The sequence below is a fragment of the Arcicella lustrica genome, from assembly GCF_034930985.1.
Taxonomy (GTDB): Bacteria; Bacteroidota; Bacteroidia; order Cytophagales; family Spirosomataceae; genus Arcicella; species Arcicella lustrica.
Map to the genome: position 1 here is coordinate 110,269 of NZ_JAYGIM010000004.1, position 15,595 is coordinate 125,863.

The 15,595-nt window shown below is 34.0% G+C and carries 15 protein-coding genes; 11 read left to right on the top strand and 4 right to left on the bottom strand.

Going from position 1 to position 15,595, the window contains the following annotated elements; genetic code table 11:
• Window positions 1-119: 119 nt before the first annotated feature.
• Window positions 120-2,705, top strand: coding sequence for a YCF48-related protein (locus VB798_RS05905; protein ID WP_323256954.1), 2,586 nt, complete (start codon window positions 120-122; stop codon window positions 2,703-2,705).
• Between the two features lie 43 nt (window positions 2,706-2,748).
• Here VB798_RS05905 and VB798_RS05910 read toward each other — a convergent pair whose 3' ends face one another.
• A complete protein-coding gene (locus VB798_RS05910) occupies window positions 2,749-2,991 on the bottom strand; it encodes a cytochrome b5 domain-containing protein (RefSeq protein WP_323256956.1) in 243 nt (80 codons plus the stop codon).
• Window positions 2,992-3,076: 85 nt separating this feature from the next.
• Here VB798_RS05910 and VB798_RS05915 point away from each other — a divergent pair, with 85 nt between their 5' ends.
• Window positions 3,077-3,547, top strand: a complete 471-nt coding sequence (locus VB798_RS05915) for a hypothetical protein (RefSeq protein ID WP_323256959.1) — start codon at window positions 3,077-3,079, stop codon at window positions 3,545-3,547.
• A gap of 114 nt (window positions 3,548-3,661) precedes the next feature.
• On the top strand, window positions 3,662-4,690 hold the full coding sequence (thiL, locus tag VB798_RS05920) for a thiamine-phosphate kinase (RefSeq protein ID WP_323256960.1): 1,029 nt from the start codon (window positions 3,662-3,664) through the stop codon (window positions 4,688-4,690).
• Between the two features lie 73 nt (window positions 4,691-4,763).
• On the opposite strand, the gene VB798_RS05925 is transcribed toward thiL, so the two are convergent.
• The gene (locus VB798_RS05925; RefSeq protein WP_323256962.1) at window positions 4,764-5,657 is read right to left on the bottom strand and encodes a geranylgeranylglycerol-phosphate geranylgeranyltransferase; all 894 of its coding nucleotides are present in this window, start codon (window positions 5,655-5,657) and stop codon (window positions 4,764-4,766) included.
• Between the two features lie 183 nt (window positions 5,658-5,840).
• Here VB798_RS05925 and bshA point away from each other — a divergent pair, with 183 nt between their 5' ends.
• The 5 genes from bshA to VB798_RS05950 all read left to right on the top strand — a co-directional run bounded on the left by bshA (window position 5,841) and on the right by VB798_RS05950 (window position 11,327).
• Window positions 5,841-7,010: an N-acetyl-alpha-D-glucosaminyl L-malate synthase BshA gene (gene bshA / locus VB798_RS05930; RefSeq protein WP_323256964.1), complete on the top strand. Its 1,170-nt coding sequence runs from the start codon at window positions 5,841-5,843 to the stop codon at window positions 7,008-7,010.
• Window positions 7,011-7,017: 7 nt separating this feature from the next.
• Entirely contained in the window at window positions 7,018-8,310 is a 1,293-nt protein-coding gene (locus VB798_RS05935; protein ID WP_323256966.1) for an NAD(P)/FAD-dependent oxidoreductase, read from the top strand.
• A 181-nt stretch (window positions 8,311-8,491) separates the two neighbouring features.
• A complete protein-coding gene (locus tag VB798_RS05940) occupies window positions 8,492-9,142 on the top strand; it encodes a sterol desaturase family protein (RefSeq protein ID WP_323256968.1) in 651 nt (216 codons plus the stop codon).
• A 93-nt stretch (window positions 9,143-9,235) separates the two neighbouring features.
• A complete protein-coding gene (locus tag VB798_RS05945; protein WP_323256970.1) occupies window positions 9,236-9,919 on the top strand; it encodes a response regulator in 684 nt (227 codons plus the stop codon).
• Window positions 9,920-9,953: 34 nt separating this feature from the next.
• Window positions 9,954-11,327 (top strand): HAMP domain-containing sensor histidine kinase, encoded by a 1,374-nt coding sequence (locus VB798_RS05950; protein ID WP_323256972.1) that lies wholly within the window; start codon window positions 9,954-9,956, stop codon window positions 11,325-11,327.
• Here VB798_RS05950 and folK read toward each other — a convergent pair.
• Window positions 11,306-11,815: a 2-amino-4-hydroxy-6-hydroxymethyldihydropteridine diphosphokinase gene (gene folK, locus VB798_RS05955; RefSeq protein ID WP_323256974.1), complete on the bottom strand. Its 510-nt coding sequence runs from the start codon at window positions 11,813-11,815 to the stop codon at window positions 11,306-11,308. The genes VB798_RS05950 and folK overlap by 22 nt on opposite strands.
• A gap of 141 nt (window positions 11,816-11,956) precedes the next feature.
• On the opposite strand from folK, the gene VB798_RS05960 reads away from it, so the two are divergent.
• The 3 genes from VB798_RS05960 (at window position 11,957) to VB798_RS05970 (ending at window position 14,357) form a co-directional block, all read left to right on the top strand.
• A complete protein-coding gene (locus VB798_RS05960; RefSeq protein WP_323256976.1) occupies window positions 11,957-12,511 on the top strand; it encodes a YqgE/AlgH family protein in 555 nt (184 codons plus the stop codon).
• A gap of 1 nt (window position 12,512) precedes the next feature.
• A complete protein-coding gene (locus tag VB798_RS05965; protein ID WP_323256978.1) occupies window positions 12,513-12,980 on the top strand; it encodes a hypothetical protein in 468 nt (155 codons plus the stop codon).
• 141 nt (window positions 12,981-13,121) lie between these two features.
• A complete protein-coding gene (locus VB798_RS05970; protein WP_323256980.1) occupies window positions 13,122-14,357 on the top strand; it encodes a 3-phosphoshikimate 1-carboxyvinyltransferase in 1,236 nt (411 codons plus the stop codon).
• A 454-nt stretch (window positions 14,358-14,811) separates the two neighbouring features.
• Here VB798_RS05970 and VB798_RS05975 read toward each other — a convergent pair whose 3' ends face one another.
• On the bottom strand, window positions 14,812-15,378 hold the full coding sequence (locus VB798_RS05975) for a DUF6580 family putative transport protein (protein ID WP_323256982.1): 567 nt from the start codon (window positions 15,376-15,378) through the stop codon (window positions 14,812-14,814).
• Window positions 15,379-15,595 lie beyond the last annotated feature (217 nt).

Here is a 15,595-nt window from a genome sequence, read left to right on the forward strand (position 1 = left end):
TTGTAAAAAAAAAAGAAATTATATTACTTTTATAGATGTGTTTGACACCTCTGAGACACAATTATACAACAAAAAAATCAAACGCCTTCGATTAAGAGGTGAGAGGCACCTTTATTAAAATGAAAAAAAATCTACTACTGTTTGTACTTCTTATTTCCTCATGGAAACTTTCTGCTCAACTCAAAATTGCGACAAATTCTGCAAATCTTTGTGAAGGGACAAATATTATTTTTGATGCGACAGGTATTCCGACTAATGCCTCAATCCAATGGCAAAAAAATGGCATTGACATTCTAAATGCTAATGCAAAAACTTACCAAACTTCAGCTTCAGGGAGTTATTCTGTAAAAGCAGTGAGTGGTACTAATAACTGGGTCAGAAAAAGTCCAACTGAAGACTTTGATCATCTATTAGATGTTTTTTTTGTAAATGAAAAAATTGGCTATGCCATAGGTAATAATGGAACTATTATTAAAACCTTAAATGGCGGAATTTCTTGGGAAAGCCAAATATCAAACACGACTGAGACACTTCGTCGTGTTTTCTTTATTGACGAACAAAACGGATGGATAGTTGGTATGGTAGGAGAGATATTAACAACCAATGATGGAGGGGTGAATTGGAGAAAAGCTCCTAAAACTTGGAATTATAATAGATATTTTGAAAATATTTTTTTCCTTAATTCTAAAGTTGGATGGATTTTAGGAAGTGAATTATTGTTAAAAACTACTAATGGTGGGGAGACATGGACATCTCTACCTCAATCCTCTCCTTATGTAAGTGTGTATGCTATTTTTTTTACTGATGCTCAAACAGGTTGGATAGCAGATTATTTTGGCAGTATTTATAAAACAACAGATGGTGGTGCTACTTGGCAAGAAAGTTATTATCTTAATGGTGATAAACCTTTTAATGTACCCCAAGAATTTGGTTTTTTCCTTTCAATATCTTTTACAGATAAAAATAATGGATGGGCAGTCGGATCAAATGGTATAATGGTTACTACATCAAATGGAGGTTTAAGTTGGACAAGAAAAAAAGGTATTAATGATAACCTTTTTTTCAACAAAATTCAATTTAGTGACGCTAAAAATGGTTTTGCCTTTACTTATGGCAGTGAATATCTACAAACATCCGATGGAGGAAATACTTGGATAAAAAAGAGTATAGACTTGAATACACCGATAAGTATTTACTTTTTATTTGGTAAAAACAATATATGGTCTGTTGGTAATGAAGGAACAATTATTAATACTACAGACAGTGGACTTAAGTGGAAAATACTTAGAGGAAATACACAATGGTTATTTGATATTAATTTTGTAAATTCCTCTATTGGCTACAAAGTAGGAAATTATGGATTAATTGAAAAAACCATTGATGGTGGTGTCACTTGGAAAAAGCAAAATTCTGGCGTTAATAATACTATCTTTAAAGTGAAATTTGTTGATGAAAATACTGGATGGGCTTTAATCAAAGGTGGCGTTCAAGGAAGTCAAGGTAGTGTATTGAGAACTGTTGATGGTGGAAATACTTGGACAAATCACACTATATATCCCAAAACTATTTATTTAGAATTTATCAATGCAATGTTTTTTAATGATGCTAAAAATGGTTTTGTTGTTGGGTATAAAAATGCTATTTATAATACTAAAGATGGAGGTGTTACTTGGAATAAAGTAAAAACCACTCTCGATTCTAATCAACATTTAGAGTCTGTTTTCTTTTCTGATTCAAAAAATGGTTGGACAGTTGGTAATCCTGGTAATATTGTTAAAACTAATGACGGTGGCGAAACATGGACCAAGCTCAGTATTGACGAAAAACATAAAAATGGCGAATTTAGATCTGTATGGTTCAATGATGCAAAAAATGGCTGGGTTCTTAAATATCCTAATCTTATATTAAAAACTACTGATGGTGGAATTACTTGGACAGACTTTGAGGTAGAAAACCAAACATTAAAGTCTATTATTTTTACAGATAATAAAACTGGATGGATAACAGGTGAGCGTGGATTGTTGTTAAAAACCATTGATGGTGGGATTAATTGGGAAACTCAACAATATAATAGCTCTAAAACCTTAAATGGACTGTTTTTTTCAAATACTCAAAACGGGTGGGCAGTAGGCACTGGCAATACTCTACTTAAATATGAGCAACAAGTTTTAGCCACTTCAAATACGCTTATGATTAATCCCAAACCGAATGTTCCAAACTTAACTTGGAGTAACAATGAGGGTCGTCTAATTGCCACAAGTACAACACAACCTGTACTGTTTTCTTGGTTTAGAGGAAATAATGAAATAAAAAACTTTACTAGCACGACCTTCTTTCCAACTAGCTCCGGAACATACAGTGTACGTGTAAGTGACTCAAATTTCTGTTCAGAGTTTTCAAAGCCAGTTGAAGTAAGTATTTTATCATCTGATAACCCTTTTCAAACCTCATATTTAAATGCTTATCCAAACCCCAATAATAATGGAGTATTAAAAATAGACTATTCCAATTTAAAAAATGGCAGAGTAGCTGAACTACAACTAATTGGTATTGATGGATTATCTGTTCATAATCAAAAGCTTGAACTTCAAAATAACTCATTCGCAGGAGAAGTTGACCTCAAAGGTTTATCTTCTGGCATATACTTTTTACAAGTGGTTTCAGGCGAACAAAAATCTGTGGTTAAAATAAGTGTTGTAAAATAATGCAACCAAAAATTACCAAGTTGTGTCTATAAGTTTAAAGAAATCAAGAATTATTAGATACTAACTCACCCACAACCAAAAATTTTTCAAAAACTTTGTCGGTATGCGGAGCGTCTTTTAGTTCATCGGTTAAATCTTGACCAGCCCAATGTTCATAATGCTTACCATTACGCCAAAGTCTGGAATTGCTAACATCATAAATAAACCCTTTGAAGGCAATCCAGATTTCGTCACGATCTTGACCGTTCCTTAAAGCCAATTGAGATTTTGTGTATTTTTTTAGCATAATTATTTTTTATATATTGTATCAAATTTGTTGAACTCAATTTATTTTATCATTTTTATCCCTCAAAAATAAAATCTAACAGATAATGAAAAAACTAATTCTATCCCTCCCTATTCTCTTTGCCTTTGTTTTAATACTAAGCAGTTGTGGAAAAGATGCACCTGAACCAACTTTAACAGAAAAGTTGACAAAAACTTTTACCGTTAGCATTGCAAAAGAAGGTGGTGTTGAAGTTTACAACAAAACTAAAACAACAAACATTGCTTCTGGTTATTCTAATTACAAATTAAGTTTAAGTAGTACAAAGTCGGCTACATTAACGGCGAAAGATAATACTACATTCACGGGTACTTGGGCATTGACAAATACAGACAAAACTTTAAGTTTAACTGGATTAAAAACTTCAGCAGGAGCGAATCCAACTGGAACTACTGGAACAATTGAATTTACAATCGTTACAATTGATGGAACTGGTTCAGCAGTAACACTTGAGTCTTTACAACCAGACATTAAAGCAAGTAATTCTATTGTTAATTTACAATTAGTAAATCCTTAAACCAAACATAAATTATTACCACGAAGCCATCTCTAACAGGATGGCTTTTTTCTTTTCCATAAAATATCAATCCATCGATTCTCTCAATCACAAAATCAAACGTAACTTTGTATTATGGAAACAAGAACAGAATTAAGTACAATCGGAGAATTTGGCTTGATAAAGTTAATCGATTCGAAATTTCAAACCATTAATCCAGAAACCATCAAGGGAATTGGCGATGATGCAGCCATCATCGATACTGCTGGAAAAGAATTGGTAATTTCTACCGACCTTTTAATGGAAGGTATCCATTTCGATTTAGCTTATACTCCTCTCAAACATTTAGGTTACAAGGCTGTTGCCGTAAATGTTTCTGATATTGCTGCGATGAATGCTATTCCTAAACAGATTACTGTAAGTTTGGGCTTGAGTAATCGTTTTTCGGTAGAAGCCATTGAAGAATTATATGAAGGTATCAAGATTGCTTGTGATGAATATAAAGTAGATTTAGTAGGTGGTGATACTTCGGCTTCACGCTCTGGTTTGGTGATTTCAATTACTGCTTTGGGTACTGCGGAAAAGAAAAATATCGTTCGAAGAAATACTGCGAATACGAACGACATTATTTGTGTTTCGGGAGATTTAGGTGCTGCTTACATTGGTTTACAAACGCTTGAAAGAGAAAAACAAGTATTTTTGGCAAACCCTGATATGCAACCTCAATTGGATAAAGATAAAGATTATGTGATAGAACGCCAATTGAAACCGAATGCCAGAATGGATGTAATTTATGAATTGCGTGATTTAGGCGTAATTCCTACTTCAATGATTGACATTTCAGATGGATTGGCTTCTGAAATATTACATCTTTGTAAAAATTCTGGTACTGGTGCAGTTATTTTTGAAGATAAAATTCCAATCGACGACCAAACTTATTTGGTAGCAACTGAATTAAACTTTAGCCCGATGACGGCAGCATTGAATGGCGGAGAAGATTATGAATTACTTTTTACAGTAAAACAAGAAGATTTTGAAACGATCAAAAACATGTCTGATATAAGTTTCTTGGGTTATATGACTAACGATGTAGATGGTGTAAAATTAATGATGAAATCGGGTACTTTAATCAACGTTACTTCGCCCGGATTTGAGCATTTTTGATGCTTTCTAAAATAAAATTCAATAAAAATGGCTTCGCAAAACGAAGCCATTTTTATTGAATTTATCATTACAATCAAACTGCTATCATTGTTAAAACTCCTATTAGCATAATAATTTTACAGGCATTACTCAGAAAAGCAAAATCATTCGGTTTGTCGGCATAGACTAATTTATAAGTCAGAAAACCAACGGGAAACATCATTAATAGAAAAATATAAGCAATTCTTTCGTTCGGTAATTGACTTGCCAGAATGAATAAAATACTGATAAAAATGGCAATTAATCCATAAACAAGATTTTTGGTTCTGGCAATTCCCCAAATAATTGGAAGAGTTCTACAACCATGACGTTCATCGCCTTTTACATCTTCCATATCTTTAATAATCTCACGAATTAAAGTAATGAAAAATGAAAAAGTAGCATAAACCCATACTTCTCGCTGATGACCGGGATAATAAACGGCTAAAACCAACAAAGAAAAACCCGTTAAAATAGCCACCATCAAATTTCCCCAAAAAGCCAATCTTTTTAATTTATTGGCATAAAGCCACAAACAAAAAACGGCACATAAATTCACAAAAGCTGTTTTTCTATCTACCAATAAACCCAATAAAATTCCAGAAGCATTAAAAATTTGATGAATCAATAAAGCCCATCTTCTTTTGATGTATCGCCCAATTACTACTCGTTCGGGTTTATTCACCAAATCAATTTTTATATCATAATAATCATTGATGATATAACCAGAGGCAGCCACCAAAACGGTCGCTAAAACAATCAAGAATAAGTTTTTTTCTAATAAAATATCAAGGAGATGACCGAAAGAAAGTGGTTTATCTCTAATCAAAAAATATCTTGTAAAATATTGCGTAAATACGATAATTGCTAAATTTTGCCAACGAATTAGTCGGGTAAAACCTGTAAGTACTTGTAGGTATGTAACTTTCCGAGGGGTTCTCAACATCATATTAGAAGATTGTTATGCGCTATAACAACCAAATTTATTCCATTTTCATCCCTTAAAAAACTTTTTTAGTGATTAGAAGAGATTTTTTTTTGTTTTTGTGTGTTAGACTTTTGATAAGTCTATTCGCTAAGACTTAACTTTACATATCCACAACGTGCGGCGAACCGCTTCAATATTAGATTAATGAAAATCGGAATTGTTTGTTATCCTACTTACGGAGGTAGTGGTGTTGTAGCCACAGAATTAGGTAAGGCACTTGCAAAAGCAGGTCATGAAGTACATTTTATCACCTATTCACAACCTTCAAGGTTAGACTTTTTTAACGAAAATATCTATTATCATGAAGTAAGTGTTTCTAGCTATCCACTTTTCCAATACTTACCTTACGAGTCGGCTTTGGCAAGTAAAATTGTTGATGTAGTTATCAACGAAAGGCTTGATTTATTACACGTTCATTATGCCATTCCTCATGCTTCTGCGGCTTATTTAGCAAAGCAAATTCTAAAATCAAAAGGTATTCATATTCCATTTATTACTACGTTGCATGGAACAGACATTACTTTGGTAGGCAAAGACCCATCTTTTGAACCAGTCGTTACTTTCTCGATTAACGAATCTGACGGCGTTACGGCAGTGTCAGAAAGTCTGAAAAACGATACTTATGATGAATTTGAAATTGTAAGTAAAATAGAAGTAATTCCAAATTTCATTGATTTAGAACGTTTCAAAAAACTTCGTAAAGATCATTTCAAAATAGCAATTTGCCCTAATGGCGAAAAACTATTGATGCACACTTCTAACTTTAGAAAAGTAAAAAGAATTGAAGATGTTGTCCATGTTTTTCATAAAGTAAATCAAAAAATTCCTTCAAAATTACTCTTGGTTGGCGATGGACCAGAACGTACTTCAATAGAAATGCTTTGTAGAGAATTGGGCGTTCAGCAAGATGTAAGATTTTTAGGTAAACTTGATGTGATAGAAGAAGTACTTTCTTTGGCAGATTTGTTTTTGCTGACTTCTGAAAAAGAAAGTTTCGGCTTGGCAGCTTTAGAAGCAATGGCTTGTGAAGTACCAATTATTTCTTCGGACGCTGGTGGATTGCCAGAAGTAAATGTGCATGGCGTAACGGGTTATGTTTCTAAAATTGGCGATACCGACGATATGGCAAAAAATGCCATTTCAATTTTGGAAGATGATGAAGTACTCGCTCGTTTCAAACATAATGCGCATGAAAGAGCTAAAGAGTTTGACATCGCCAATATTTTACCCCTTTACGAACGTTATTATGAAGAAGTAACTGCCAAAAGTTGGAAATTCCCACCACAACCTTGTGCAGTCGATAGTTTAAATTAATAATAATATGCCCCTAAACATACAAGTAAGTAATCGTAAAAGAGTTGTCATTATTGGTGCTGGTTTTGGAGGGTTGAAACTTGCTCAAGAATTAGCAGGAAGTGCTGACTTTGAAGTTGTTTTGATTGATAAAAATAATTATCATCAATTTCAACCACTATTCTACCAAGTAGCCACCGCAGGACTTGAACCTTCGGCGATTTCTTTTCCGCTTCGATTGGCTTTTCATCACTATGAAAATGTGTATGTAAGGGTGGCGACTGTCACAAAAATTATTCCTGAACAAAATCTTATTGAAACCAATATTGGTGAACTCTCTTTCGATTATCTGGTAATTGCAATTGGGGCTGACACCAATTTTTTTGGCAATAAAAATATTGAAGATAATGCCCTTCCGATGAAATCTGTCGGCGAAGCACTTGGACTTAGAAATAGATTACTAGAGAATTTTGAAAAAGCCTTACTTGCCGACCAAGAAGAAGATAAAATTGGTTTGATGAATGTAGTGGTAGTTGGCGGTGGCCCAACTGGTGTAGAAGTATCGGGTACTTTGGCAGAAATGAAAAGAATGGTGTTGCCTAAAGATTATCCAGAACTAGATTTTGATTTAATGCAGGTTCACATCATAGAATCTGGCGGAGAATTATTAGGACCAATGTCCCTAAATGCACAAATCAAATCAAAAGAATATTTAGAGCAATTAGGCGTAATAGTTCATCTAAATACCAGAGTAACAGATTTTGATGGAAAGCATGTTTATTTTAACAATGGTACAACCATTAGAACCAATAATTTAGTATGGGCTGCTGGAGTGAAAGCCAATGTGATAGAAGGAATAAAACCAGAAATCATGGTTCGTGGCGGGCGCTTAAAAGTAAACAGACAAAACCTTGTAGAAGGATACGAAAATATCTTTGCAGTAGGCGATGTGGCTTATATGACAGAGGATAAATTTCCGAATGGTCATCCACAAGTAGCACAACCCGCTATTCAACAAGGGAATTTATTAGCTAGTAATTTAAAAAACATGCTAAAAGGAAACGCCGTTGAAGATTTTTATTATAAAGATTTGGGCTCTATGGCAACTATTGGTAGAAACAAAGCTGTAGTAGATTTACCATTTTGGCATTTTCAAGGATTCTTTGCTTGGCTTACTTGGATGTTTGTTCACCTTATTGCTATTGTGGGTGTAAAAAACAAAGTGTTAATATTTATCAACTGGTTGTGGAATTATATTACTTACGACCAGTCATTAAGGTTAATCATCAAAGCTAAATCTCCTAAAAACAATCAAACTTAGCGAACTGACTATTAATCACATAAACAAATTATCATCAAATAACATGACAAACGGTATTTTATTGTAAATAAATCTTCAGTATCTTTGTCGTTATAATTCAACAAATTGATAGGTATTAAGCTCTTTATATAAAATTAGTACAATTTATACGCTAACTCTCCTACTTATCTGAAATAGTATTATGGAAGCGAAAAACACAAAAATAAGACCTAAAAATAGTGGCTCTAAACAATTATTCGATAATCCAATTTTAGAGAAACTATCACACACACACATTGCCATTCCTGTTAGTATGTTTTTCGTTGCAGGTTTTGTGCTTGGATATTATGCTTTTACTCATACCGAATTAGCCAACTGGGCAATCGGTATGCTATTCATAGTTGGTGCAATTACATTTACTTTTATTGAATATTGGGTTCATAGAAGTGTGTATCATATCGAACCAACCACTGAAGCAAGAGCAAAATTCCAATACATCGCTCACGGGGTACATCACGAATATCCAAAAGATAAAACTCGTTTAGCAATGCCTCCGATTGTCGCTGTAATTGTGGCTATCACTTTGTTTTCAGTCTTTTTTGTATTGATGGGCGAAGCCGCTTATGCTTTTTTCCCTGGTTTTATTTGGGGTTATGCAGCTTACTTATTAGTACATTATTCTGTTCATGCTTATGCGCCACCAAAGAATTTCATGAAGCAATTGTGGATTAACCACGCTGTGCATCATTATAAAGATGGAAATGCTGTTTTTGGTGTTTCTTCACCAATCTGGGATTATGTTTTTGGAACAATGGCAACGATGGACAAATCGAAAGTTTCTGAGAATTTATAAGAAATATTTATTTAGCAATAGCTCCGCAAGAAATACAGTATCTTGCGGAGTTTTTTATTTTATCTTTGAACCTAAATTCATTCGCCAAATCTCATGAAAATATTACTGATAGAAGACGAACCTAAAACACTTCAATCGCTTCGACAAGGACTGGAGGAAAATGGTTTTGAAGTTGATATTGCTTATGACGGCGTCATTGGTAAACATCTTGCTCGAAAAAATCAATATCAAATCATCGTTACCGACATCATCATGCCGGGTATCAATGGACTTGAACTTTGTAAACAATTGCGTGAAGAAGGTGTTACTACGCCAATTTTGATGCTTACTGCTATGGGAAGTATCCAAGAAAAACTGATGGGTTTTGATGCTGGTGCAGATGATTACTTGGTAAAACCTTTTGATTTCTTGGAATTGTTGGCTCGTATTAAAGTATTGAGTAAGAGAAACCTAATTCCTCTTCCAAACAATAGTAATATTCTGAGCTATAGTAATCTTGAAATGAATCTGGATGCACACCTAGTAACCAGAGGAGGCAATAAGATTGATTTAACTGCTCGTGAATTCGCTCTTTTAGAATATCTTTTGCGCAATCAAGGAAAAGTAATTTCAAAAGCTGATATTGCTGAAAAAGTATGGGATAGTCGTTTTGAAATGGGCACTAATGTCATCGAAGTTTTTATGACGATGCTTCGTAAGAAAGTTGATAAAAATTATGATACTAAATTGATTCATACCCAATACGGCGTTGGCTACGTTTTGAAGGTTGAAGAGTAATTCAAGTTAAATCAAAAAAACGATTCTATAAATCATGCAAATTCGGGCAAAACTTACTTTACAATTTACACTTCTGGTGTCTGTAATTGTTTTGACAATTTTTATTGTTATTTATGGTTTACGTTATAATTACGTCAAAGAAGAATTTTATAATCGTCTTACACAAAAAGCTTCTACTTCTGCCAAATTATTGGTTACTATCAACGAAGTAAATTATAAATTACTCAAGAAAATCAACCAAACGAACAAGGATGTTCTTTATCGTGAAAACCTTATTATTTACGATTACGAAAACCTAAAAGTATATTCAAGTAATGATACGAGTGGGTTTAAGATTTCTTCGGAAATGCTTAACCAAGTTAGAAAAGAACGAGTTTCAAGATTTACACAAGGTGATTTTAAAATTGTGGGAATCCTTTATCGTGACCGTTTCAATCGAGTTGTAACCATTGCTGGCGCAGTAGATTTATCAGGGGAACGAGATTTAAAAAATCTTCAAAACACCATGTTTGGTTTGTTTTTTATTGTGATTGCTGTCGTAGCAGTAACGGGTTGGTATTTCTCTGTTCGTGCTTTGTCGCCTATTTCTGAAGTAATCAAACAAGTAAAAACCATTTATCCACAAAACGTTAATCAACGGCTTACCATCCAAAATCCTAAAGATGAAATTGGGCAACTTACCGCTACTTTCAACGAACTTTTAGAAAGAATCGGAGAAGTATTTCGTTTGCAAAACCTATTTGTTTCGAATGTTTCTCATGAAATGAAAAACCCTTTGATGAAAATCGGTTCACAAATAGATGTTACTTTATTGAAAAGCAGAAGTGAAGAACAATATTTGGCAACTTTGCAGTCTGTTAGACAAGATATTCGTGAACTTGGTCAGCTTTCAAATACTTTGTTAGAATTAGCCAAAGTAAGTGATTTGAACCATAGTTTGATGTACGATGAAGTTCGCCTCGATGAAATTATCTGGGAAGCTGGCGATTTACTTTTGCAAGCCGAAAAGGATTATCAAGTACAAGTAAACTTTACCAGTGAAATCGATGAAGATTCAGAATTGGTGATTCAAGGCAATGCTCAATTATTGAAAACAGCTTTTGTAAACTTGATGGAAAATGGCTGTAAATTCTCTGAAAACCATACAGTGAAAGTAAGTATTCGTTTCTTGGAAAAACAAATTGAAGTACAATTTGAAAACAAAGGTGCAATGGCACAAAAAGAAATTGCCTTAGTTTTCGAACCTTTCTACAGAAGCCAAAATACGGCGAGTATCAAAGGTTATGGTGTGGGTTTATCTTTAGTAAATCGAATTGTGAAACTTCATGGAGGAAGTATCAATGCACATTGTTCTGATAATTCTACTTTTTTCACTTTACTCCTTCCTTATTCTGTGGGAATTAAATAAGGTTTTACTTCGCCAACATCTGGACAAGCATCATATAATGCTTGAATACTTTTGTGAAGTACTGGATGTATAAAATCTGCTGCAATTTCTTCTAATGGCACTAATACAAAGTTTCTGTCTTGCATTAAAGGATGTGGAAGAGTAAGTGTATTTTCTTCGATTATTTGATTTCCATGAAAAATAATATCAATATCAATTAGCCTTGCTCCCCATTTTTCGATACGCACTCTCCCCAACATTTCTTCAATCATTTGTGCTTGTAACAACAATTCTTTTGAACTTAATGTTGTTTCGACAGCAAGGGCTAAGTTTAAATAATTAGGTTGGTTTTCCACACCCCAAGGTGCAGTTTCATAGAATTTTGAACGTTTGGTAATCAACCCAATCTTAATGGCTGTTAATTGAATGGCATTTTCCAGAATTTCGGCTCTGTTTCCCAAATTTGACCCTAAAAGTAAGTAAGTCGTTTGGAGATTTAGCTTTTGCATTGTATTTTTAGTTAAACTTCTTTAAAAGCTCCATAGCATATAATCTATATTATTACAGACAGAATCGCTTTTCTTAGTGTATATTCTTGCAAAGATTTATAAATATCGCTTAATTCACCAATAATCCTTTAAATACCTACCATGAAAAACATCACAAAGGGCTCTATACTCATTTCCGAACCTTTTCTTAAGGATCCGAATTTCAATCGAAGTGTTGTACTTATTTGTGAACACGAGACGAACCAAGGCTCTTTTGGATTGATTCTGAACCAAACTTCCAATCTAAATCTGGATGATGTATTGGAAGAAAATATTTATCCTGACGTGCCACTTTATGTCGGTGGCCCCGTTCAGCATAATACTTTGCACTATGTGCATCGCCGTCCTGATATTATCGACGGGGGAATCACCTTGATGGATGGTGTTACTTGGGGTGGAAATTTCCAACAAGTAAAAAGCCTCCTCAATAATGGAGTATTATCGCCTAAAGATATTCGTTGCTTTATTGGTTATTCGGGTTGGGAAGAAGACCAACTTGATAATGAACTCAAAAAAGATTCTTGGATAGTTTCAAGTACAACTTCTGATGTTATTTTTGATACGCCTCCAGAAAATTTTTGGAGAACAATTCTTAAAGAAATGGGTGGCTCGTTCAAAGTATTAGCTAATTATCCAAGCGACCCAAGCTTGAATTAAAATGTCTGACAACAATAATATTCCTCATATTTCAATCATTAATACTCGTCCCTCCGACCAACATTTATTACTCTTGGGCGGTTTAGGGACGTTTTTATATGTTATCTATTTCTTGATTAGAACAGAATACATATCAAGCGCTATTTGTTTATTCACTAGCATTTTTTTGATTTATCAGTATTTAGAAAAAATCAAGGTGAAGGCTAAACTCATTATTAGTCAAGATGGCATACAAGTGGTTGGACAACCTTTTGTTTCTTGGGCATTTGTTCATGGATTACAGATTCGTCCAGAAGTAAAGGGAAATAATTATTCCGAAACCTTGGTTTTTACCAATAATGGAAGAATTCAAGAAATTCCTATTCAACAATTGGATATTACTGCATGGCAATTAGAACAGTTACTTGAAATGTATCAGGAACGATTTAGGAAAGAAAGTCTTATCGAGGATAATGAACCTTTGCCATAATCAAATCTCCTTCATCAAGTATGCTTTCTTTCAGGACTTTTTCAAGCTTTTCCCTTATCTTTGTATTCTTTAAATCCCAAAAACGAATCAGAGAAGTATATCGGGAGTGTTTTTTCCCGAAAATAAATCCGAAATCACACATTGAAAAAGCTATTCCTTCCCAAAGTACAGAAATCTTTCCAAACGGAAATACCATTGCCTTCTTCTAAATCAGAATCTAATCGTGCTTTGATTATCAATGCCTTGGCAAAGGGAAAAGATAATTTATCGAACCTTGCTGAAGCTCGTGATACTCAAACGATGATGCGTTTGTTAGCTTCTGATGATGCCATCGCTGATGTGATTGATGCTGGAACTACCATGCGTTTCTTGACTGCTTATTTCTCGGTAACGGGTCAGCAAAAAACAATGACGGGTACTCCAAGAATGTGCGAGCGTCCGATTGGTATTTTGGTAGATGCACTTCGTTCTTTGGGTGCTGATATTGACTACATCAATAAAGAAGGTTATCCGCCTTTGAAATTGAATGGTTTTAATTTCTCTGGAAATAAAAATTTATCTATCAGAGGTGATGTTTCTTCACAATACATTTCTGCCATCTTAATGATTGCACCTTTATTGCCAGAAGGAGTGATTTTAACCATTACTGGTGATTTAGGCTCAAAGCCATATATCGAAATGACGATTCAACAAATGAAGAGTTTTGGTATTACGCTTACTCCTGACTGGGAAAATATGACAATTACTGTGCCTGCACAGCAATATGAAGTAATTCCTTATGCTATTGAATCAGATTGGTCGGGAGCGAGCTATTGGTTTTCGATGGTTGCACTTTCTGAATTTGAAGATGCTGAATTAGAATTATTAGGCTTAAAAGAAAATTCATTACAAGGTGATTCTGTGATTACTGACATCATGAGTCATTTAGGTGTGAAATCTGAATATACTGGTCGTGGCTTTAAATTGACGAAAATCCCTGCGGAAGCTTCTTTGGCTTGGGATTTTACCAATTGTCCAGACTTAGCTCAAACAGTTTGCGTTGTTGCGACGGCTAAAAACATTCCACTTACATTAACAGGCGTGGAATCTTTAAAAGTAAAAGAAACCGACCGTATCTATGCTTTACAAACTGAACTAGCAAAAATTGGTGGAAGTTTAGTCGAAACAGAAAAAAACCATAAATATTTGTTAACTGCAAGCGGAGAAGCGATTAAAGCAGATACGGCTATTCATACTTATGATGACCACCGCATGGCAATGGCTTTTGCTCCTTTAGCTTTGGTTTCAGACATTACGATTGAAGAACCAGATGTAGTGGTGAAATCATATCCTTCGTTTTGGAAACATATTGCCAAGATTGTTGATATTGAAGCATAATCAACCATTTTGTTGAATAACCAACAATAGCTTGTGAATAACATTTTAACAGATGACATGAATTTAATTCAAGTCATCTGTTATTTTTTTATCCATATACTACATTTTAAAATACCTATCCCCTATTTGTAATGAGTGATTAAGGAATTTTTTGGCTTACGGTTGAAGTAGTTTTTCAAGGGTGAAAATGTTTTTTTCTACCCTATAAAATAATTTTTCAAGGGTGAAAATATTTATTTCTACCCTACAAAATAGTTTTTCAAGGGTGAAAAATATGGTTTCTAGCCATAGAAGAAGAGTGTTTTATCAATGATAAAACATCATTGATTGATGACAAATCAATACTTACAGAATTGAAAATTAAGCAATTAGGATAAATCCCAGCAATAGGCACAAAAAAAATAGTGCAGGTTTTGCCTGCACTATTTCTGATATAATTGATTTCTTAAATCTCTTATTGCAATTGTAAAACTTTAGAAGTTGATTTTGCGTATTCAAAAGCACCAAACATGATTGCTGAGAAAAGTAAATTACTCACCAAAGTGTTTTTCAAGAAAGGCAAAGCCATTGTATAACATGATACTAAACCTTCAAAAGTTTGTGGATACATTTTACCGCCTGTCCAAACCAAAAAGTTTGATACTACAAAGAATACAATAGTACCCAACACATTGGCTGTAAGTAAACTTTCTATCGTTACTTTCTTTAAAATAACAATGCCAATTAATACCACTAAAGCGAAGCAGATAAACACTGATGGCTCGAAACCAAATGAAAAAGTAGGATACCACTGCTTATAAAAAACATTGTTCAACACCAAATTAGATAACCACAAGGCAGCGAATGGCACAATAAAAGCCCATTGCTTTTTTGTAAAATATGCCCCTCCGAACAATGCGATTGTTCCTACAGGTGAAAAGTTGGATAAAGTTGGTGCAATCACCGCTAAAAAACGAAAGGCAGTAGCAACCAAAATGATAGCAACCAACACTCCAAAACGAAGGTTTATTGAATTTTTCATGAATATTTCTTCCTAAATTTCTATTCTAATTTATTTAGGATATACAAATTTACTAAGGTTTACAGATTTCAACGTAATTTTGATGAAAATTTAAAATAGAAGAGTCTTTAAGGAGTAAATACTTTTGACCAATATTGAAATCTAGGGCTAACCATAACGGCATTTTGAATTAATCTTGATGTCTTACAATAGCAAAACCCTAAAGTCAAAGAATCTT